17 protein-coding genes and 1 tRNA gene are annotated in these 20272 nt (G+C 38.6%); 17 read left to right on the forward strand and 1 reads right to left on the reverse strand.

The window, feature by feature from the left end; genetic code table 11:
- Positions 1–430: 430 nt before the first annotated feature.
- Positions 431–1972, forward strand: coding sequence for a methyl-accepting chemotaxis protein (locus tag AC0VZ5_RS02255; protein ID WP_475474039.1), 1542 nt, complete (start codon positions 431–433; stop codon positions 1970–1972).
- Between the two features lie 342 nt (positions 1973–2314).
- Here the strand turns inward: AC0VZ5_RS02255 and AC0VZ5_RS02260 are convergent.
- Positions 2315–2390: transfer RNA gene (locus AC0VZ5_RS02260), tRNA-His, on the reverse strand.
- Between the two features lie 297 nt (positions 2391–2687).
- On the opposite strand from AC0VZ5_RS02260, the gene AC0VZ5_RS02265 reads away from it, so the two are divergent.
- The 16 genes from AC0VZ5_RS02265 (at position 2688) to AC0VZ5_RS02340 (ending at position 20190) form a co-directional block, all read left to right on the forward strand.
- Positions 2688–3506 (forward strand): mechanosensitive ion channel family protein, encoded by an 819-nt coding sequence (locus tag AC0VZ5_RS02265; RefSeq protein WP_010390598.1) that lies wholly within the window; start codon positions 2688–2690, stop codon positions 3504–3506.
- Between the two features lie 96 nt (positions 3507–3602).
- Positions 3603–4385: a DUF481 domain-containing protein gene (locus AC0VZ5_RS02270; RefSeq protein WP_475474041.1), complete on the forward strand. Its 783-nt coding sequence runs from the start codon at positions 3603–3605 to the stop codon at positions 4383–4385.
- A gap of 115 nt (positions 4386–4500) precedes the next feature.
- Positions 4501–7221 (forward strand): SLBB domain-containing protein, encoded by a 2721-nt coding sequence (locus AC0VZ5_RS02275; RefSeq protein WP_475474043.1) that lies wholly within the window; start codon positions 4501–4503, stop codon positions 7219–7221.
- Between the two features lie 270 nt (positions 7222–7491).
- On the forward strand, positions 7492–8289 hold the full coding sequence (locus AC0VZ5_RS02280; protein ID WP_475474045.1) for a nitroreductase family protein: 798 nt from the start codon (positions 7492–7494) through the stop codon (positions 8287–8289).
- A gap of 66 nt (positions 8290–8355) precedes the next feature.
- On the forward strand, positions 8356–8751 hold the full coding sequence (gene gspG, locus AC0VZ5_RS02285; RefSeq protein ID WP_138570734.1) for a type II secretion system major pseudopilin GspG: 396 nt from the start codon (positions 8356–8358) through the stop codon (positions 8749–8751).
- Positions 8748–10409, forward strand: a complete 1662-nt coding sequence (locus tag AC0VZ5_RS02290) for a GspE/PulE family protein (protein WP_475474047.1) — start codon at positions 8748–8750, stop codon at positions 10407–10409. The genes gspG and AC0VZ5_RS02290 overlap by 4 nt, the downstream gene beginning before the upstream one ends.
- Positions 10409–11608 (forward strand): type II secretion system F family protein, encoded by a 1200-nt coding sequence (locus AC0VZ5_RS02295; protein WP_475474049.1) that lies wholly within the window; start codon positions 10409–10411, stop codon positions 11606–11608. Before AC0VZ5_RS02290 ends, AC0VZ5_RS02295 begins: the two co-directional genes overlap by 1 nt.
- Complete coding sequence (locus tag AC0VZ5_RS02300; protein WP_475474051.1) at positions 11595–12002, forward strand: type II secretion system protein; 408 nt, start codon at positions 11595–11597, stop codon at positions 12000–12002. The genes AC0VZ5_RS02295 and AC0VZ5_RS02300 overlap by 14 nt, the downstream gene beginning before the upstream one ends.
- The gene (locus AC0VZ5_RS02305) at positions 11989–12390 is read left to right on the forward strand and encodes a PilW family protein (RefSeq protein WP_475474053.1); all 402 of its coding nucleotides are present in this window, start codon (positions 11989–11991) and stop codon (positions 12388–12390) included. The genes AC0VZ5_RS02300 and AC0VZ5_RS02305 overlap by 14 nt, the downstream gene beginning before the upstream one ends.
- Complete coding sequence (locus tag AC0VZ5_RS02310; RefSeq protein WP_475474055.1) at positions 12384–13094, forward strand: prepilin-type N-terminal cleavage/methylation domain-containing protein; 711 nt, start codon at positions 12384–12386, stop codon at positions 13092–13094. Before AC0VZ5_RS02305 ends, AC0VZ5_RS02310 begins: the two co-directional genes overlap by 7 nt.
- On the forward strand, positions 13094–13987 hold the full coding sequence (locus tag AC0VZ5_RS02315) for a type II secretion system minor pseudopilin (protein ID WP_475474057.1): 894 nt from the start codon (positions 13094–13096) through the stop codon (positions 13985–13987). Before AC0VZ5_RS02310 ends, AC0VZ5_RS02315 begins: the two co-directional genes overlap by 1 nt.
- A complete protein-coding gene (locus tag AC0VZ5_RS02320; protein WP_475474059.1) occupies positions 13984–15093 on the forward strand; it encodes a hypothetical protein in 1110 nt (369 codons plus the stop codon). The genes AC0VZ5_RS02315 and AC0VZ5_RS02320 overlap by 4 nt, the downstream gene beginning before the upstream one ends.
- Complete coding sequence (locus AC0VZ5_RS02325) at positions 15083–15664, forward strand: hypothetical protein (RefSeq protein WP_475474061.1); 582 nt, start codon at positions 15083–15085, stop codon at positions 15662–15664. Before AC0VZ5_RS02320 ends, AC0VZ5_RS02325 begins: the two co-directional genes overlap by 11 nt.
- Complete coding sequence (locus AC0VZ5_RS02330) at positions 15661–16143, forward strand: pilus assembly protein PilP (protein ID WP_475474063.1); 483 nt, start codon at positions 15661–15663, stop codon at positions 16141–16143. The genes AC0VZ5_RS02325 and AC0VZ5_RS02330 overlap by 4 nt, the downstream gene beginning before the upstream one ends.
- Positions 16127–18205, forward strand: a complete 2079-nt coding sequence (locus tag AC0VZ5_RS02335) for a secretin N-terminal domain-containing protein (RefSeq protein WP_475474065.1) — start codon at positions 16127–16129, stop codon at positions 18203–18205. The genes AC0VZ5_RS02330 and AC0VZ5_RS02335 overlap by 17 nt, the downstream gene beginning before the upstream one ends.
- A 566-nt stretch (positions 18206–18771) precedes the next feature.
- Positions 18772–20190: a hypothetical protein gene (locus tag AC0VZ5_RS02340; protein WP_475474067.1), complete on the forward strand. Its 1419-nt coding sequence runs from the start codon at positions 18772–18774 to the stop codon at positions 20188–20190.
- Positions 20191–20272 lie beyond the last annotated feature (82 nt).

Here is a 20272-nt window from a genome sequence, read left to right on the forward strand (position 1 = left end):
TTGCTTGAAATGGGTGTAAATGCTACCTTTCAAAAAAATGTTTAAGTAAACAAAACGTAAAGAATTTCTATAAGTAGAAATAACCCCGTGTGTAAATGCCACCATTTTGGTGGCATTTTTTTGCCCCTATTTAAGGAATGGTTTTTGGTATTTCTCCATTTTAGGGTCTAAACTATTCTTAGTTAGATGTTATTTTGCTTATATCCTTTTTAAAAACGCAATTATATGCAGTATCAATTCTTCTTCCACTATGCGGCTTTTTTGTAACCCCATGTTTTTTAATTGTTTATTTTTATGTGTGAGTAAGTAGAATGAAGTTTCAGTAGTTTTAAAACTATTGAAATATAGTAATAATGTACAATTGTGTTCTACACATTATTAAATTAACATCCCGCAAATTCACCCATTAAAAAATAATAAAGCACCCACTATGAGTAGAAGAAATCAAGCAACGGTAGACCAGGAAGTTTCGTTCGGCATTGACGAAGAGTTAGTTTCTACAACAGATTTACGAGGCGTTATCACCTATGCAAATGATAACTTTTGTAAAGTTTCAGGGTACACCATTAATGAATTGACAGGGAAAAACCATAACATGGTTCGACATCCTGATATGCCGCCAGCGGCATTTGGTGATATGTGGTTCAATTTAAAAAGCGATACCGCTTGGCGAGGAGCGGTAAAAAATAGATGTAAAGATGGGCGTTATTATTGGGTTGATGCCTTTGTAACCCCTATTTACGAAAACGGTAAAAAAGTAGGTTATCAATCGGTTCGCCAGCAACTCCTTCCAGAATATAAAAACCGCGCAGAAAAGCTTTACCAACGTTTAAATAATGGTCAATCAATTACGCCTTTAAGTGAAAAATTAGCTGCATTTAAGCTTCCTCTATTTATTGGCTGTGCAGCTTTAATTGCTTGGTTAACAAGCTATATGTTCTGGTTATGTTTGCTGTTTGTTCCTCTGCCTTTTGTTATTTTTTACGAAGAATTAATTCGCTCGCAAAGCGCAATCAAAAAAACCAAAGCAGGTCCAGATAGCGTATCTCGGCATATTTATTCTGGTAGCGGTAGCCTCAGCTACAGTGATTTTCAGATTAAATTACTTGAGGGTAAAGTAACGACCATTGTTGGCCGTATTATTGATGGTACTTTAAGCCTTAGTAAAGGTGCTGATTCTCTTAAAACTTGTGCTGAAGCTGCGCAGGCCGGTGTTGAAAAAGAAGCATCAGAATTACATCAAGTGTCGTCAGCGGTTGAAGAAATGGTACATTCAATTGATGAGGTTGCTAAAAATACCTTAGTAACCAACCAGCGTGTTCAGCAAGCTCACCAAGACTGCGAAAGCGCAACGCAAGCAATGTCAGGCACCATGCGTGAAGTATCGTTACTCGCCAACGAGGTGGATAACTCGGCAAGTTCAGCGAGCGGGCTAGCAACAGAGGCTGAAAAAATTGGTGGCATAATGCAAGAGATACAAGGGATTGCCGATCAAACAAATTTACTTGCACTTAATGCGGCTATAGAAGCTGCGCGTGCTGGTGAGCATGGTCGAGGGTTCTCGGTTGTTGCTGATGAAGTGCGAGCACTCTCAAGTAGAACGCATACTGCTACAGAGCAAATTCAAGTCTCTATATCTGAAATGCAATCTACGTTACTCAATTGGTCAAAAACAATGGAAGCGGGTAAAAACGCGGCAGAGACTTGTGTTAAAGAAACCCGCAATAGCCAAGATATCGTCTCAAAAGTATATGCTGCAATTACTGATATTTCTGATTTAGCAACACAAATATCAACCGCAGCAGAAGAGCAAAGCATGGTATCACAAGAAATCAGCCGTAATATTTCAAATATTAGTACCGCTTCGTCAGAAAACTTAGCCCAAGCGCACAGTGTAGGTACAGAGTCTGATGCGATTGAAAAACACTCTAAAGCATTAGCGTCACTAGGTCTTTCTTTTAAAGTAGGTTAACAACTTAAGCAAGGGCAGCAAATACCCAAGTGTATGAGGCGCTGAGAATATAACATGTTCTCAGCGCGCCTAAAGCGTCAAATACGGGCAACGGGCTGTGTGGTGCGGGGAAAACCTGCTACTACTGGTGTTATTTGTAATATTTCTTTAGCAGTGACTTCATGTCGCATCAAAGTTTTATAAAAGTATGAATTAAAGGATACAAGCAAACGAGAAGTAAAAATGTGAATAAGATTACGCAAATAGACGAGTTAGTATTATTTGTTTTAGGTTTGGTTTTATGAAGGCCAGGTATAATTAAGAAGCTAACTTTGAACATTACTGAGGAAGTTTAGAAAATAGTGGGGCGATTGACGGGGCTCGAACCCGCGACAACCGGAATCACAATCCGGGGCTCTACCAACTGAGCTACAACCGCCACTACATACACCTTGTTTGGTGTGGCGCGCATAATACATAATATCCCCATGCTTGTGAAGCAAAAAATCAAAAAAATTTAAACTTATTATAAGTATTCTATATTTAAGCTATTGGCAACGGGCAACGGGCAACGGGCAACGGGCAACGGGCAACGGGCAACGGGCAACGGGCAACGGGCAACGGGCAGCCCGAACCCCTAACCCCTTAGTAAAACGTTGTTGCAAACACCTATTAAAGATTTACAATACTACAAACAATACCGCTAAACTGCTTAATAACGCTATCAGGAGTTAATATGGATTCAATACTCAATTGGCTGAATGAAAATTCAGGCTTAATCTTACACTATGGTATTCAAGCAGTTATAGCGCTTGTTATATTTTTACTCGGTGGTCGAATTGCCAAGTTTTGTGCAAATTTAACCGCTAAAGCATTCGACAAGAAGAAAGTAGATGTAGCGGTTTCATCGTTTGTATCTAGTATTGTGTACGCCATTGTATTTGCAGCCACTATTTTAATGGCGCTGTCACAAATTGGTATCGAAACCACGTCATTTATTGCTATTTTAGGTGCCGCAGGTTTAGCGGTTGGCTTAGCACTGCAAGGGTCGCTATCTAACTTTGCATCTGGTGTGCTCATTATTTTACTACGCCCATTTAAATCTGGTGACTACGTTGAAGCTGGCGGTAAAGCCGGTACGATTAAAAAAATTGAAATATTTTCTACTGAAATGCGCACTCCTGACAACAAAGTTATTGTAATGCCCAATTCAAAAATAATGTCAGATGCAATCATTAACTACTCGCGCGAAGCAACGCGTCGCGTTGATCTTGTGATTGGTGTTGGCTACGACGCCGATTTACGTAAAGCAAAAGAAGTACTTAAATCAGTACTAGATAACGAATCACGTATTTTAAAAGATCCTGCATACAACGTATCGGTTTCTGAGCTTGCCGATTCAAGTGTTAACTTTATCGTACGCCCTTGGGTTAACTCAGAAGATTACTGGCCAACATACTGGTCGTTAATGGAAAACATTAAAATAGCGTTAGACGACGCCGACATTACTATTCCATTTCCACAAATGGATGTGCATTTACACAAGCAAGACTAATTTTTTAAAAAGTTATTAAGGTAATGCTCACGTTAGGTTTGCTAACGTGCGCGTTGCTTTAAAGAGCATGAATATTTTTTACAGGGTTATTTTTTAATGAAACTTAAGCTTTTATCAATTTTAGTAGCAGCCTCAGCTACAACTAGTGCATTTGCATCAGAAGAAGAACAAAAAACCTGGGAAGTAACCAGTGAAGTGGGCGCTATCATTACCAGCGGTAATACCGAAACAACGACCTTAAAAGGCGGTATTAAAGTATTGCATAACTTAGAAAGTTGGAATAACGAGTATAAGCTAGACGGCATCTATAAAGAAGATGAAGTAGAAAACGACGCTGGCACAAAAGAAAAACAGCGTACTAACGAAAAGTACTCTATTTCAGCGCAGGGTAATTACAAATTAAACGAAAAGCATGCTCATTTATTTATTTATGGGTCGCACGTATCTGATTACTTTGGCGCATACCGAAGCGAGTCGGTTATTTCAGCGGGTTATGGTTTACGTTTATTAAACGAGTCAAACATGAAACTAAACGCTGAAATTGGTCCGGGTTATAAGTATTTTAAATACCCAGATATTAGCGAAGAGGTTGATGAAAACGGCAACTCATTAGCGGGTGAATACGAAGGCGAAGTGATTGCCTTAGGTAAAGTAGATTTTAGCTGGAGAATTTCAGACAACGCGCGTTTTACTCAGTTAGTATCGGTGGAATACGGTGATACCAATACTAAAACTCGCTCAGAAACCGCTCTTCTGACTAAAATTAATGGCTCACTACAAATGAAAGTGGCCTACAATATAACCAACAACTCAGACGTGGCTGATGACAAAGAAGCAACTGATACAGAGACCTCGTTAACACTTGTTTACAGCTTTTAAAAGCTATTTCAGGCAATAAGATGGGTAAGCGAGCTTACCCATTTTTTTTATTTATAAAATGGTGTAGTATTCCGCGAATATCTGTACTTTTATCTTTTTACTGAAGGGAAACTTTGTGAAGTTAAGTAAATATTTTTCGGCGATACTGCTTTTCGGTGTTTTAACGTCTACATCAGTGTTAAAAGCTGAAGAAAGTGCTCAACCAACAGAGCAACAATTAGAGCAATTTAAAAAGTTGCCAGAGTCTCAACAGCAAGCACTTGCTAAAAAGTATGGCATAGATTTAAGCGCTTTAGAAAAGTCAAAAGATACAAATACCGACAAGAAACTTATAACGCCGTCAGTTCTTCCTCGAAATAGCAAAACTAAAATCGACGATGAGGAATTTCAAACTGATGAAGAAAAGTTTAAGCCTGTTTCTGACGAGCCTAAGCCATTTGGTTATGAACTTTTCTCTGGCGAACCAACTACGTTTACTCCCTCTGAAAATGCTTTAGTACCTGACAGCTATATTGTGGGCCCTGGCGATACATTCACTATAAATTTGTATGGCAAAGAGTCATCTAGTGAAGAGGTTGAAGTAGACAGAGAAGGACGCTTAACAATTGATAAATTACAGCCTGTGGCTGTTTCAGGGATGCAGTATAATGAGGTTGTTAAGCTTATAAAAACTAAAGTAGAAAAAGAAATGATTGGCACACAAGCATTTATTTCTATGGGAGAGACGCGAAGTATTAGGGTGATGGTTTTAGGTGAGGCTTATCAGTCAGGTGCTTACACTGTGCCTGCGCTTTCATCTATTTCTCATGCTTTATTTGTAAGTGGTGGTATCTCTGAAATTGGTTCTTTGCGTAATATTCAGTTAAAACGAGCAGGTAAAACAATTCAAACGCTTGACCTATATGATTTACTAATTCGAGGCGATAGTTCAGATGATGTGATCTTAAAACCAGGTGACGTTGTTTTTATTCCTACAGTTGGCAAGCAAATAACAGTGGATGGCGAAGTTAGAAGGCCTGCAATATTTGAATTAAAAAAGAATGAATCAATTCAAGATTTAATTACCATGGCAGGTGGTTTTAATGGTGCCGCTTATCCGCAAAAAACGGTTGTCGAACGATATACAGGAAATAGTTTTAAAACTATTTTGCAAGTAGATCTAACAGATCAGGATACTTCTTATACTGCAAAAAATGGTGATAAAATAAAAGTGCCTTCATCAAGTGAAGAACTAAATGATGCAGTAACATTACTGGGTGCTGTTACATACCCTGGTAATTACTCTTGGAAACCTGGTGATAAAGTAAGTCGATTATTTTCATCAATTAAAAGTGACTTATTACCAATTGCTGATTATGAATATGCACTTTTAATAAGAGAGATAAACGTAAAAGGTGATATCGAAGTTCATCAGTTCTCACCAATCAAAGCTATTTCTAATGAACCTAAAGAAAATATTGAGCTAAAAGCACGCGATAAAGTTATCGTATTTAGTCGTTTTCAATCAAAAGAAGATGAAGAAATAGCGCTCAATTCACTTGCGCTTACAAAAGAGCAAATTCAGCTCAGAGAGCGCATGAATTTATGGAGTGAATACGAACAGAAGCAATTCTATGAGTTTATAGATTTGGAGGACTCTTTAGATAAAGAGTTAGCGAAGCAGGTCGAAAAGCAATTAGAAGCAGAAAAAGAGCAAAGAGTAACCGCAATAACAGAAATATTAAATGAGAAGGTAGAGCTCGAGGAAGAAGAATATGCCTACTTCAGCCGTGAAAGGCTTTTAAAGCCGATTCTAGCAAAGTTGAATCAGCAATCTGGTTATAAAAATAAGCTTCAAATTTATGCGATTAGAGGCGAAGTTTACCATGAAGGTATTTACCCTAAACCAGTCAATGCAAACTTACAAAAAGCGATTGCATCTGCAGGTGGATTAAAAGAGTCGGCTTTTCTTGAAAGTGCCGAAATAACACGGTTCTCTTCTACAAGCTCAGCGACTTTGCAGCATGTTAACGTTAATCTTGAAAAATCCGCGGCGAATCCAACTGATGATAAATTTACTATTCTAAGTAAAGACTCCATTAACATATACCCAATACCTAACTGGCAAAAAGGTTTAAAAGTTAGTTTATACGGAGAAGTGAAATTCCCTGGTGAATATGATATTCGTAAAGGTGAAAGTTTACGAGATGTTATTAATCGAGCCGGTGGGTTTACTGAATTTTCGTACCCTGAGGGCGCGGTGTTTACACGTGAAAACCTCCGATTCCAACAACAGCAGCAACTTAACAAGCTTTCTGATGACTTACGTCGGGATATTACATCTAAAAGTTTTAATAGTTCAATTACTGACTCCTCATTAACTTACGAGGATATGAACAACCTAATCAATGATTTGGCAAAAGTGAAAGCGGTAGGGCGTTTAGTAATAGACTTACCTGCAATTGTAGATGGTAAGTTAGATATACCTCTGGAAAATAGCGATACACTTTATATTCCTAGTAAACAAAATAGTATAAATGTTGTTGGTGAAGTTAACTTCTCAAGCTCACATTTATTTGACTCTGGTCTATCGGTTGATGATTACATCGGTAGAAGTGGTGGCTTTAAGCAGCGTGCAGACGAAGATCGTGTTTACATTATCAAAGCAAGTGGCCTAGTTAAAATACCAAGCAATAATTCTTGGTTTGGTGTTGACCGCTCCGAGTTGTTAGAGCCGGGTGATACTGTTGTTGTACCACTGGATACAGAGCATGTTGATAACCTAACCTTGTGGAGCACAGCAACACAAATCCTTTACCAAATGGGTGTAGCTCTTGCCGCGGTTAGTTCACTGTAAAGTGAGCTAATTAGCTAAATTATAATGAAACATTACTTAATACAGAAAATAAAGCGGCTTATAAAAACCTGCCAGAACATAGTGTCTCCTTTATGTTCTGGCAATGGTTTTATCTCAAGCTTATACTTTACTTTTTTTTCAAGAGACTTTTATTATGAGCACAGAGCTATTTTAATGGCTCAGCGTGCTTATAAAAAAAATCGTGGTGTGCATGGAAATAGCAGTGCATTACTACGAAGGAACATACACCGCCTTGAAAAAGGTTTAATAATGCGCCCGCGCAGAGACGTTTTCGCTTTAGATTATTTACTAGAAACAGTACTCGTTTATAAAGACGTTTTTAGCAATAAAGGTTTCAGCCAATGTGAGTTAGCATGGGCTGAATCTGTTTTTGAGAAGTATTTTAGTGTTGTAAATCGCAGTCACCCCGATATTGCTTATGCATATAAAGTCTATGTACAAATAACGCCGAATAACCATGAGCCTATCAAAGAGAAGATTCCATACTTACAGGCTAACAAAGCCAAGCACACTGTGAGTTACAATCAGCTGATGGATTTGTGTTTAGCAAGGCGCTCAAATCGCTGGTTTTTAAACAAACCGATAGAAGATGAGAAAGTCACTCAAGCAGTAGCTGCAGCTTTACAAGCACCTAGCGCATGTAATAGGCAACCCTATGAGTTTTATAAAATAGAAAGTCAGCCACTGTTATCTCAACTAGTTAAGTTGCCTGGTGGTACTGCTGGTTTCGCAGAAAATATACCTTGTTTAATGGCTGTGGTTGGTGATTTATCATACTACCCAGAAGCAAGGGACAGGCATGTCATTTATATTGATGGCTCATTAGCGAGTATGCAATTTATGCTTGCGCTTGAAACTTTAGACTTAGCGAGTTGTCCTATAAATTGGCCTGAACTTCACACTCTCGATAAAAGAGTAAGTAAACTTTTAGGTTTACCCGAGTATAAACGCGTAGTCATGTTCATAGCAGTAGGTTACCCTGACGACTCGGGACATATCGCTTATTCAGAAAAAAAGCTACCTGAGGATGTTATAAAAAGGCTTTAAACCGCATTATCGACACTAAAAACCTCAATTGATACAATTCAAAGATATAAATTATTGGAGTATGAAATGAAAAAGAATAAAGGCTTTAGCTTAATGGAGCTAATGATTGTACTTATTATTTTAGGTTTACTAGGTTCATTAATTGCTCCTAAATTATTTTCTAAAGTGAGCTCTTCTAAAATTAAAACAGCCATCGCACAAATGCAAATGTTTGAAACTGCAATTGATACTTATCGTTTAGATACTGGAACAGTGCCACCTACATTAGAGGCTCTTAGAAAAAGCGACTCACCAAGTTGGGATGGTCCGTACTTACCTAAAGATATACCTCTAGATCCTTGGGGTAAGGCATACATATACAAAACACCTGGCGATAATGGCAATTTATATACAATTATGAGTTATGGTTTAGATGGTCAACCAGGTGGTACTGACGAAAATGCGGATGTAATTCATAAATGATCGATTTAGCGCAGTTATTAACTTCAGAATTTAAAATTACTCAAGGTGATCTTGATAAAGCCAAGCTATATCAAAGTCGTTATGACGGTCGACTAGAGCAAATTTTGGTTAATATGGGTTGTTTAACGGAGGATGATTTAGCACCACTTTATAGTCATTTGCTTAATTATCCTTTATTTCAACCGCAAAACTTCCCTAATTGGAGCATGCCCGAAGAGGCAACGCTTGAGGTAATGCTGCGCTTAAAATCACTTGATTGTTTATTAGTTGAAGTTGCTCAAAGCAACTGGCATTTAGCTTGTAAAGATCCGCTTTCGCTAGCGTTAGCTCAATATGTGCAACAGCTAAATGTTGATGTCACTATTTCCGTTGCCACAGAAGCACAATTACAAAGTTTTTTTTATGAAATACAAAGCAATTCAGAAAATCAAGCTGATGAAGACGAGTTAACAGGTGATGAAGAGGCCAGATTACGAGAGCTGGCCTCTGAAGCACCTACAGTTAATTTACTCAATTCATTAATTACCAAAGCATTAGCGCGCGGTGCATCCGATATGCACTTAGAGCCGCATGCCGGGCGTTTTAGAGTACGTTATCGAATTGACGGCGTATTACATGAAGTAGAAAAACTTGCACCAAAAATGCAGCTGCCAATTACAACGCGATTAAAAATTCTTTCAGGAATGGATATTGCTGAAAAACGCCGTCCGCAAGATGGCAAAATAGAAATGCGAATTGCCAACCAAGAGCTTGATATACGTGTATCAGCCCTACCGTTAAATGATGGCGAAAGCATTGTATTGCGTTTCTTATTAAAAGAGTCAATACGCTACGACATGTCAGTTTTGGGCTTATCTGGTGATACTCAAGAGCTCATACAGCAAGATTTAGTTAAAACCACCGGCGTAATTTTATTAACAGGTCCAACAGGGTCAGGTAAAACGACTACCTTATACACATTTTTAAATGAGCTAAATCGTCCTGACGTAAAAATAATTACCCTAGAAGATCCAGTAGAGTATCAATTAGAAGGTGTAAACCAAGTACAAGTAAACACCGACATAGGCTTTGACTTTGCAGCAGGCCTGCGCTCAATTGTACGTCAAGATCCGGATATAATAATGGTGGGTGAGATACGTGATGCCGAAACAGCACGTATAGCTTTGCAGTCAGCACTTACAGGGCATTTAGTATTTAGTACCGTGCACACTAACGATGCTGCAAGTGCTTATACGCGTTTACTGGATTTAGGCGTTGAAGAGTTTTTACTCAATGCGGCATTGGTTTCAGTAGTTGCACAACGTTTAGCAAGGCGTTTATGCCACCATTGTTCAAAGCCGGCTGATAACATAGAAGAGTTATTAACTCAGTACCCTTTAGAGCAAGTAGCAACTAATGCAGGTATTAAAGAACTTAACATTCAGCAAGCAGTGGGTTGCGATAAATGTAATGGCTCGGGTTTTAAAGGGAGAATTGCAATAAATGAATACTTGCGTTGTGACGATACAATTAAACAAACCCCCAAAAACGACCAGTTTATTACTAAAGCACAAGCTCATAACGAAAGTTTAAAACGCAGAAACCTAATGCAAGATGGTTTATTTAAAGTTGTAACCGGTGTAACAACGATAGATGAAGTACTTAGAGTAGCCGGCTAATGGAATTTGAGTATAAAGCAATCGATGCTCAAGGGGCGCGCCATCAAGGCGCTATTACTGCGCAAAATAAAGCACAAGCACAACAAAAGTTATTAGAGCAAGGGCTCAATGCCCTTTCAATTGTGCCAATAGCTCAACAAAACAGTTTGGCTGATTTGTTTGGTCAAAAAGTTAATCTTGATCAACTCGAGTTTTTTACCAGCGAGCTGGCGTTATTGCTCGAAAGCGGGATCAGAGTCGACCGTGGTATTGATATTATAAAACAAGCAAATGCTCACCCAGCATTAAGCCGTTTATTAAGCCAAATATCAGCAGCACTAAAAAAAGGGGCCTCATTAAGTGAAGCTTTTGCAGAGCATGAAGCGTTGTTTGGGCCCTTGTATATAAGTTTATTAAAAATAGGTGAAAACTCAGGTAACTTACCTGAAGTACTTAATCGCTTGTCGAGTGATTTAAAGTTTCAAAAAGACTTACGCACACAAATTAGTACCGCCCTTACTTACCCAGGCGTAATATTTTTTGTTTGTATTATGGCTGTATATTTTGTACTTACTTTTATAGTGCCAAAAATGTCGGGTATTTTTACCGACCTAAGTCAGGCGCCTTGGTATACTCAAATGATCATCAATGTAAGTAATTTCTTTGTTAATTACCAACTACTTATAATTGGTGGCCTGCTTACAGGTATTGTCAGCTTAGTGTATGCCTTAAAAAAACCAGCCGTTAAAAATTGGTTTTATATTAAAGTGTCGCATTTACCTGGCGTAGGAAAAATCATTTTAACCGCTGAGCGAATTCGTTTTTCGCAGTCTATGGCTATGATGCTAGAGGCAGGCTTACAACTCGATACAACACTTGCGTTAACCGCCGACACGTTAAAGCATCCAGAGCTAAAGCGTGATGCAAAATTAGCACTTAAACAACTTAAATCGGGCAAGCAACTAAGTAACGTATTAGCTAAAACCCGCATATTTCCAGACTTTTTCTTATCAATAATTAAAGTAGGGGAAGAAACAGGGCGACTACCACGGGTATTTACTGAAATAGCCAACCGCAGTAAAGATGATTTAGAAAGTGTGATTAAAAAGTTTACCACTTTATTAGAGCCTATCATGCTAATCTTCATGGGAGGCTTTGTTGGCGGTATAGTTATTACTATGTTAATGAGTATGGTATCGATAAACGATGTTCCGTTTTAACAAGCACAGTGGTTTTTCACTCATGGAACTTATGGTCGTTATGGCCATAATGTCAATTGTAATGGGTTTAACAGGCGGTTTAGTAACTAAAACGGTTGAACAGCAAACGCGTCAGGTAGAGTTGCAAAAAGTAAGACAGCTTTTTAAGAGGCTAGGGTATCATGCTTATTATAACGGTTACCCAATAAGTTTGAGGATGCAAGCAAGCACTATAACTATTATAGAAAACAATCAGCAAACAAATATTGATTTTGAGCAACTGGTGTTTTCGCCTAATGATTACATTATTTCTACCAACTCATCGGTAACGCCTACTAAATATAAAGTGTTATGGAATAACACCATTCAAGAATTTACTATTCAAAGTGTGTTTGAAAACTATGAAAGCGAATAAGGGTTTTACCTTAATTGAGGTGTTAATAGCGGCGGTTATTTTATTTTCATCGCTGGCTATTACTGCGCAACTATTTAGCGCTAGTAGTTTATCGGCAGACAAAGCGGCTACAACCGCACAGTATTATCAGCAATCAGAGCTGGTAATCACCACCATTAAATCGCAATTAAGAGAGCGCTATAAACGCAATAAAAATACCGAGCTCAACGGCGAAGTAGAAACTAGCGGTCAGGTATATACTTGGCAGGCTCAAAAAACCAAAGCAATAGCCCCGCCAATGGATATAGACGATGTTATTCCGCCAGAACCACGCTTTGCACGTTTTTTGGTAACCGTAGAGCTTATAAGTAGAGGCAAAAGCTTTCAATTTGAGACAGTCGCATGGTAATTAAAAAGCAGCAGGGGTTTTCATTAATCGAGTTAATGATTGCCACCGCATTATTATCAATGGTGATGTTTTCAGGCTATTTTGCCTATAGCCTCTATACAGATAAATGGCAAAAACGCACCGAGGTATTTTGGCAATTAAATAAAAACTCCCTTGGCCTTGAGGCTATGTCGCGAGTGCTCGAAGCTGCTAGTGTATATATAGTTAAAAACCAAAATGATAAGTATGCTGTTTTGTTTAATGGCTCGCAACAATCATTAATCTTGGTTAGCAACTCACCCATTTTCTCATCGGGTAGCGCTCTTGTGTCATTTTCTTTGCAAGTTGATCAACAGGGAAAGTCGCAGCTTGTGTATAGGGAGCTATCTTTAAAAAATCAGCCGCTTATGCAAGTACCAAGAGAAATAGAATGGCAAACCAGTAAAGTATTAATTGACGACATACAACAATTAACATTTCAGTACTACGGCTGGGAAACTCTCTCAAACGCAGTAAAAGGCAACGCAGGTAGTGATACATTTGAGCTTGGCAGTAAACCTATTTTGCAAAGGTGGTATGCTCAGCATTTACTGCAAAATCGTATTATGCCCAGCAAAATTTCTGTGTATATAAAAAATAACAACGATCAAGAAACACAAATACAAATTGATTTAGTAACCAGCTCATACTCAAACTTAATTTATTACTTGCGAGAGGATGTATAATGAGCCAACGTGGCATAGCGCTTATTCAGGTGTTAATTATTACCTTTGTACTATCGCTGCTTGGGTTATACATTAATCAATCAGTGCGCGAGCAGGTAAATATAACAACCAGCATTCAAAATAAATTTTTAATGCGCCTTGAGCTTGAAAAAACAGAAGCCGATTTACTTGAGGCGTTATTAAGTAACAAAAAATACTCAAATAAATTAGCCGCAAACAACATTACGAGTAAATGGAATTTTTATGGCAAAGAGTTTCAATTAAACGACAATGCCTATATAACCCTTACGGATTTAAGTGCCTTAATGGGGCTAAATATTAGTGACGCAACCTTACTCAAAAATGTATTATTACAGCTAGACATAGACGAAGTAAGCGCCCGTGAATTTGTAGACTCTCTTGCTGACTGGAAAGATAAAAACGACTTAAGCCGGTTAAATGGCGCTGAATCGAGCTATTATCAACAGCAAAAAAAACGCTACGTTGCGCGCAATGGCTTTTTGCAAGACCCCTCTGAGGTTAACTTAATTCGTGGCGGAGAGAGCATATCAACACCATTGTTAAGTAAATACTTTACCACAGAGATTGTGGCAGGTTTTAATCCCTTAAATGCCCCGCAAAAAATACTCAATGCGTTTGTAAACGATAAAAACAGTGTCCAAAAAGTATTACAACTACGAGAGCAGGGCAACCTCAATGGCTACCAGTTTTTTAAGCTAACAGGTGTAGAAAGCGGTGAATATATTACCTTTGCTACGGGCAGCAAAATAAAGGTACAATTGCGAATTACTTACAAAGGTGCACAGTTAACTAAGGCATACATACTCGATGCCACGCCGCAATCTTATACAAAGCCGATGGTGTTTTCTCAAATAAGCTGGAATAAAAATTGAATATAAGTACGTTTAAAAAATTAAAACCTTTAAATAAAATGCTCAATAAATCTGTAGCGTATTTTGCTAACGGGGAATTTAATGCATTATTTGAAACGGCTTTATCAAACACACCTAAAATTGTTATTGTAGCTCGCAAACATTACTCAATTGAGCAGCAAAGCTACCCCGCACTGAGCTTAACTGAATTAAAGAGCTTATTAAAAATTAAAGGCGAGCAAGCAAATACCCTAAAGCCTATTACCACTATTGAACCTAATAAAGATATAGATGGCTTTGATGTAACGACCATAAAGTTTACTCACAACACCGAGCAACTTGCAAAAGCCTGGCTGCTTATTCCTGAAACTGCGCTGTTGTATAACCACCACACTGAAAAAAGCTTACAGCAGCTTGCTACTCCTGCAGGCGTACTATTTTTTAGCCAAACAAAAAACACTAGCCACAGCGCGTATGCACGAGGTTTAATTAACAACTTAGTGACCTATAAGCACAGTGTCGGAATTGCCGACACGACACCTGCAGAGCAGGTTGAAGCGCCACAGTACTTAGCTTATTTAGCCAATATGTTTAGCCAAAAATCACTTCCTGAGCTATTAAAACATTGCAGGTTTAATTATCAACAGCAAAGTAACCCATTAAAGCTGCATTTATTATATATAGCGCCATTATTAACGATCACTTTGTACATAGCACTAGCGTGGGGTTGGCAATGGCTTAGCGTTTATAACTTACAACAAGAAGTAAGTGCGCAGAGTCAGCAAGCTAATGAGGTGTTAACTCAAAAAAATCAGCTTGATGCGTTAAATAGCAAAACAGCACTTTTTAACCAATATGTTGGTAGTAAAAGTACAGTGTATCAACACTGGGACATTCTAAATAGTGCCCTAAAAAATGAGATGAATATCGATATTTTTAGCCAGCAAAATGGCCAAATACAAATAAGGGGCAGTGCACCCAACGCCAATAAAGTGATTAATGCAGTAAGCCAGCAGCCAATGGTGGCGGGTGTTATTTTTTCAGGTGGGGTAAGAAAGTACCGAGGTGAGGATAAATTTACGCTTGAAATCACCTTAAACGCACAGGAGCATGGCAATGAAAAGTGATTTACTAAAATATAAACACTACTTTATTGTTATTGCTGCGTTATTGTTTGGCTTATATGTAACCGACCCTTTATGGGTAAGTTATAAAGAGCTTACTCAAACTAAAACGTTAAACGCGGTGCGTGCAAATAAGTTAACTGCATTACTTACTCAACAAACACAGCTACAACAACAATTAACACAAGCTCAAGAAGCTGCAAAAAGTATAACGCCCTATTTGTTTAACCAAACAACCGAAAGCGATTTTAAATTAAAAGCGCAGCAATCCATAGAGCAGGCGTTAAAACAAGCACAGTGTAACTTGGAGCGTGTTGAATGGCAGGGTAAAGTGCAGCTTGCACCCTTATTAGAGCAATGGCTGTTAAGTATTCGCTTTAATGGCCAGCCCTTGTGTTTAGTAAAAGCCAGTAAAGCCATTGAGTTACTAAAACCAACAGTGAGGTTTAAAGAGTACGCGTATAATGGCCGCGGTTTTACGGGTAACCCAAATGAAAACATTAGCGCCGATATCGACCTTATTATGTGGAATAATACTGCGCCCTCAGCAACCGTTGCGCAGGAGCAACCATGAACTTACTTATAGCAACACTAAGCGTGTTGGCACTTTTGTGCGTAGTTATACCGCAAGTATTAACCGGCAGTAGCGCAGCTAATAATACCAATAACACAGTGAAAACAACTAAAGTTATAGTACCAGCTCACACTCTGGCGGTTTCTAAATTAGAGCAAAATTGGCAAGCTTTGGTAGATGAGCAAGCACAAAAAAAGCAAGACGCAGCCAAGCCCAAAACAGTTAAACCTAAAAGTGAAAATGCACTCACTATTGGTAACCAAGTATTTACGCTAATGGGCATATTTAATCAAAATGGCGAAACCTTTGTTTTAATTAAAGACCAACAGCAAGCGCTTTCAAAAGTAAAGCAGGGTGATACAATTGGCAACAATGTTACATTAATTAAAATAACGACCAGCTCAATCACACTTGCAACGCCTGAGCAAACTAAAACATTTAAACTTTTTCAACGGCAGTCAAATGATAAAACAAGCTAAAATAAACACAGTATTAAGCGTCAGCTTTGCTCTAATGGCAACAGGCTGCGCATCCTTAATTGATCCTGAGCAAAGCGTAGAAGTTAAAAAAGTAAACGTTGCTGACTCGTATTTAAATGAGCCAACTAAAGTTGAGCGTAATAATAATGAGCCCAAAGTACAATCTTCAAGCAAAAAAGAGAATACGTTTGAGCGGGTTCAAAAGTTAGAAAACGGCCAGTCACTTACACTTGAAGTTGACCTATCTAAACAGTTTGATAATAAAAAGATGTATCAGGTATCGGTTAATGCACTACCGCTCAATGATTTTATACATTATGCATTAGGTGAACTACTAGAGGTTTCGTATTTAATAGAGCCCTCTATAAAAGCTAAAAATACACCGGTAACCCTTGAGCTTAAAGAGCAGGTAACAGCACAGCGTTTATTTCAGTTAGTGCAAGAAGTGTTTGTACAAAATAAAGTAACGATTACGTTGAATGATGGTATTTTTTATATTTTTCCTGAAGATCCAAAAGGCAGTAAGTCAGACGTTGCCTTTGGTTTTGGCCGTGAAGCCAGCTCAGTACCTAATGTAGCCAGCGATATTATACAATTAGTACCAACTAAATATGGCGTGTCTACAGGGCTGCGCAGTGCAGTAGCAGGGTTGGTTGATGCACAAATTAGTATAGATCCATCGCAAGGATTGGTAACTATAAAAGGTAAGCGTGAGCAAGTATTAAGAGCAATAAGCTTAATTCATTTAATAGATAGCGCCGCTATGAATAAAAAAGCATTGGCGCTCATGACCTTTAATTATATCGACTCGCAAACATTTATTACCAAAGCTAAAGAGCTACTTGAGCTAGAAGGGATCTCCGTATCGAATACGCGTTCAACGTCGTCGAGTGTAAACTTTATTCCCATTGAGCATTTAGGGCAGGTGGTTGTATTTGCCTCAGCAGATGAAATAATAGACCGCGTAGAATACTGGCAAAACCAGCTTGATAAGCCAGCCACAGGTGCCGAGCAGAGCTTTTATATTTACCACCCTAAATTTGCCCGTGCATCAGATATAGGTCAGAGCTTAGCACCTTTATTGGGTGGCAGCTTTAAGAGTAACAAAAGTAAAACTGAGGCAGCGCCTTCAACCGCCGCAACGGGCGACACCGCCCCTAAGCCATCATCAAATAAGAGTAATACCGTACAAAGTATTGAGGGTGATGGTATTCGTTTAGTAGTGGATGAGCGCGCCAATGCCTTAATATTTTACTCTAGCGGCCAATACTACCAAGAGCTACAACCCATACTTAATCAGCTCGATATTATGCCTAAACAAGTGATGATGGAAGTGGTAATAGCCGAAGTTAAACTTACCGGTAGCTTTTCAAAAGGGGTGCAGTACGCTATTGAAAGCGGTGCGGCAGGCACGCGCAAAGAAGCATTTAGTTTTAACACTGATGGCAAAGGGGTGTTTAATTATTCAATTGTCGGCTTGCCAGGCAATGTGAGTGTTAATTTAAGCCAAACAGATGGTTTGGTTAATGTGCTGTCGCGCCCTACTTTATTAGTACGCGACGGCGTAGCAGCCAGCATTAGTGTGGGGGATGATATACCCACTGTTGGCAGCACCACTAGCGACCCATTAAACGGCGAGCGCGAAACTACCACCATAGAATACCGCCAAACCGGCGTTGATTTAACCGTAACACCCACTATTAATGCCCAAGGCACGGTAATTATGACTATACAGCAAAGTATATCGAATGTGTCTGACACCTCGGGCGCATCAGACAATCCGTCGTTTTTTGAGCGTACCTTAAACACTGAGGTAGTAGCCGGTAATGGCCAAACCGTGATGCTGGGCGGCTTAATTAGTGAAAATAAATCTAATGGCGCGTCATCAGTGCCGTTTTTTGGCTCACTGCCGGTACTCGGGCATTTATTTAGAAGCGACAGTAGCTCAACAGATAAAACCGAGCTGGTAATATTAGTCACCCCTAAAATAGTACAAAACACCGACGACTGGCAGCGCGTTAAGCAAAGCTTTATACAAGGACTAGAAAACCTCAGCTTTTAATAAAGTGTTAACGTTAATAGTTGTATTTTTAGCAGTAACTTAAAATAATTGCTTGAATATTTACCAGTAACAGGCTATTTTGGCCATGTTCAGTAAAAGTGACGTTAACGTGTTTAAAAAAGCTGTAAAACTAACTATAACTGTACGTAATGTTTATAAGTAAACTTGTTAATTACATTTTTATTATTTAAGTTTTTACTATTTATGCCGCTATATAATCTATAAGTTATGTAATATTTTATAGGAATAGCGCATTGTAATAAAAATGCCATACTAATAGATTATGTTACTTTTAAACTTTTACCAAACTGCTAATTAACTTTGACTATTTTGGGGTTAGTTACAATTTAAAACTTGGGTGGCTGTTAGTAATATGTAATAATTGCTAGTAGTTTTATTACAGTAGTCATAAATATAAGATTATAAAATACACAAAACGTGTGATTTATAGCTAAACGCTTGACATGTGTAATATAACCCCTTAAATTTGCATTGATCTGACAAACCTCCAGTCAGAACAATAAAAAATCTTGATGTGTTGACTTCATTAACAATACATCAGTTTCATGAAACTATTCAAAAAAGCACTACTAGCTACGGCTATCTTTGGTGCAATGGGTGCACACGCTGCAGACGTATCTGACGCAGTAAAACTTACTTCTTCGGAAGGCTTTGCTGTAAATGGTGTAACAGGTCAGCCAAGTGTTCGTGCTATTGTTCGTCAAAAGCTTGAAGCTGGTGATCAAATTACTCTTGATTTCGGAGCTGGCTTTGATTTAACAGGTGCTGGTTTCGATGTTAAAGTTGGCCAAGCTCCAACAGTTAACGCCGGTGAATTAGGTATTGATACTGGTACTGCTACGTTTGAAGTTGATTACTTAGCCGCTGATAGCGATCTTGCTAATGGTATCGTAGTTTTAGAGATTAAAACTGGTTACACAATTGAACTAGACGAGTCATTTGAAATCGTTGCCGATGCTGGATTATTCAAAACAACAGCATCTACTTCAAACTCTACAGTGACTTATTCTGCTGCATCTTGGCAAGATGGTTCTGCCAAAGACACTGCTGGTGATAATACTGGTACTTTCTTACGTTTAGCATCTCAATACGCAGCTGAAGTTAAAACACTACTTGACGGTGTTATTGAGCGCGAAGATCAAGACGAATTTATTTCTGGTCAATCAGATGCTGGTACTGGTGCTGCAGATAACGAAGAAGATTCAATCGTTTTCACTGTTACAGATCGTCAAGATTATGTAGGCGCACTTGCTTCTGCAACTACTGTTAGCGCGTCATTTGTAATCACTGGTGATTTCTCTGACATGGTAGATGGTGATTTAACTGCTACAGCTGCTTCTGGTGATATTTTAGTTGGTGACGTTGCTGCAGTTGTTGCTGGCGATAAAAAGTCTGCAACAATTACTTTGACAGATGATGCAGCTGGTACTGGTGGTGCTGCTGTTAATGGTCTTGCTGGTACATTTACACTAAACCTAAACAATGCTACTCGTCTTGCAGTTCCAGAAAAAATCAAAGCAACTGATTTCGTAGTTAATGCTAAAGTAGACTTTGATGGCGCTGGTTCAATTACTCCTTCAAATCTTCTTACTAATGCAAATGCTGGTGAGTGGGCTCTTGATGCAACTATTATCAACATTCCTTACTTCCCAGTAGGATTTGACGGTCTTTCAACTTCAGTTCATTTTGCCAATGAAAGCAAAGATGCTGTTGATGTTATTGTAACTGCGATTGACCAAAAAGGTAATAAATACTCAGGTAATATGACTGACCTTGCTGGCAATACTGTAACTAAATACACTCAAGTAGCCATTATGGATGCACTTAAAGCACCAGCTGGTTCTAAGTTAAGTGTTACATTTAATATTGACGCAAACGATGGTGATGTTAATGCATATGCATTCAGCAACGGTCCAACTGGTCGTCAAGCATTAGTAACTTCACAAGAAAAAGGTATTAAGTAATTAGTTTTACTTAATCTTTTGTGATAAAAACCCGGCTTAGGCCGGGTTTTTTGTATTTATGAATCAGTTATTTTTTAGAGGC

It is taken from the genome of Pseudoalteromonas sp. QJM3NY_12 (assembly GCF_056173165.1).

Bases quoted from the DNA above. Each gene is read 5' to 3' on its own strand.
- AC0VZ5_RS02325 (WP_475474061.1), top strand. From the start codon at position 15,083: ATGAAAAGTGATTTACTAAAATATAAACACTACTTTATTGTTATTGCT.
- AC0VZ5_RS02305 (WP_475474053.1), top strand. From the start codon at position 11,989: ATGAAAGCGAATAAGGGTTTTACCTTAATTGAGGTGTTAATAGCGGCG.
- AC0VZ5_RS02310 (WP_475474055.1), top strand. From the start codon at position 12,384: ATGGTAATTAAAAAGCAGCAGGGGTTTTCATTAATCGAGTTAATGATT.
- AC0VZ5_RS02265 (WP_010390598.1), top strand. From the start codon at position 2,688: ATGGATTCAATACTCAATTGGCTGAATGAAAATTCAGGCTTAATCTTA.
- AC0VZ5_RS02270 (WP_475474041.1), top strand. From the start codon at position 3,603: ATGAAACTTAAGCTTTTATCAATTTTAGTAGCAGCCTCAGCTACAACT.
- AC0VZ5_RS02340 (WP_475474067.1), top strand. From the start codon at position 18,772: ATGAAACTATTCAAAAAAGCACTACTAGCTACGGCTATCTTTGGTGCA.
- AC0VZ5_RS02315 (WP_475474057.1), top strand. From the start codon at position 13,094: ATGAGCCAACGTGGCATAGCGCTTATTCAGGTGTTAATTATTACCTTT.
- AC0VZ5_RS02295 (WP_475474049.1), top strand. From the start codon at position 10,409: ATGGAATTTGAGTATAAAGCAATCGATGCTCAAGGGGCGCGCCATCAA.
- AC0VZ5_RS02280 (WP_475474045.1), top strand. From the start codon at position 7,492: ATGCGCCCGCGCAGAGACGTTTTCGCTTTAGATTATTTACTAGAAACA.
- AC0VZ5_RS02255 (WP_475474039.1), top strand. From the start codon at position 431: ATGAGTAGAAGAAATCAAGCAACGGTAGACCAGGAAGTTTCGTTCGGC.
- AC0VZ5_RS02300 (WP_475474051.1), top strand. From the start codon at position 11,595: ATGTTCCGTTTTAACAAGCACAGTGGTTTTTCACTCATGGAACTTATG.
- AC0VZ5_RS02335 (WP_475474065.1), top strand. From the start codon at position 16,127: ATGATAAAACAAGCTAAAATAAACACAGTATTAAGCGTCAGCTTTGCT.
- gspG (WP_138570734.1), top strand. From the start codon at position 8,356: ATGAAAAAGAATAAAGGCTTTAGCTTAATGGAGCTAATGATTGTACTT.
- AC0VZ5_RS02330 (WP_475474063.1), top strand. From the start codon at position 15,661: ATGAACTTACTTATAGCAACACTAAGCGTGTTGGCACTTTTGTGCGTA.
- AC0VZ5_RS02290 (WP_475474047.1), top strand. From the start codon at position 8,748: ATGATCGATTTAGCGCAGTTATTAACTTCAGAATTTAAAATTACTCAA.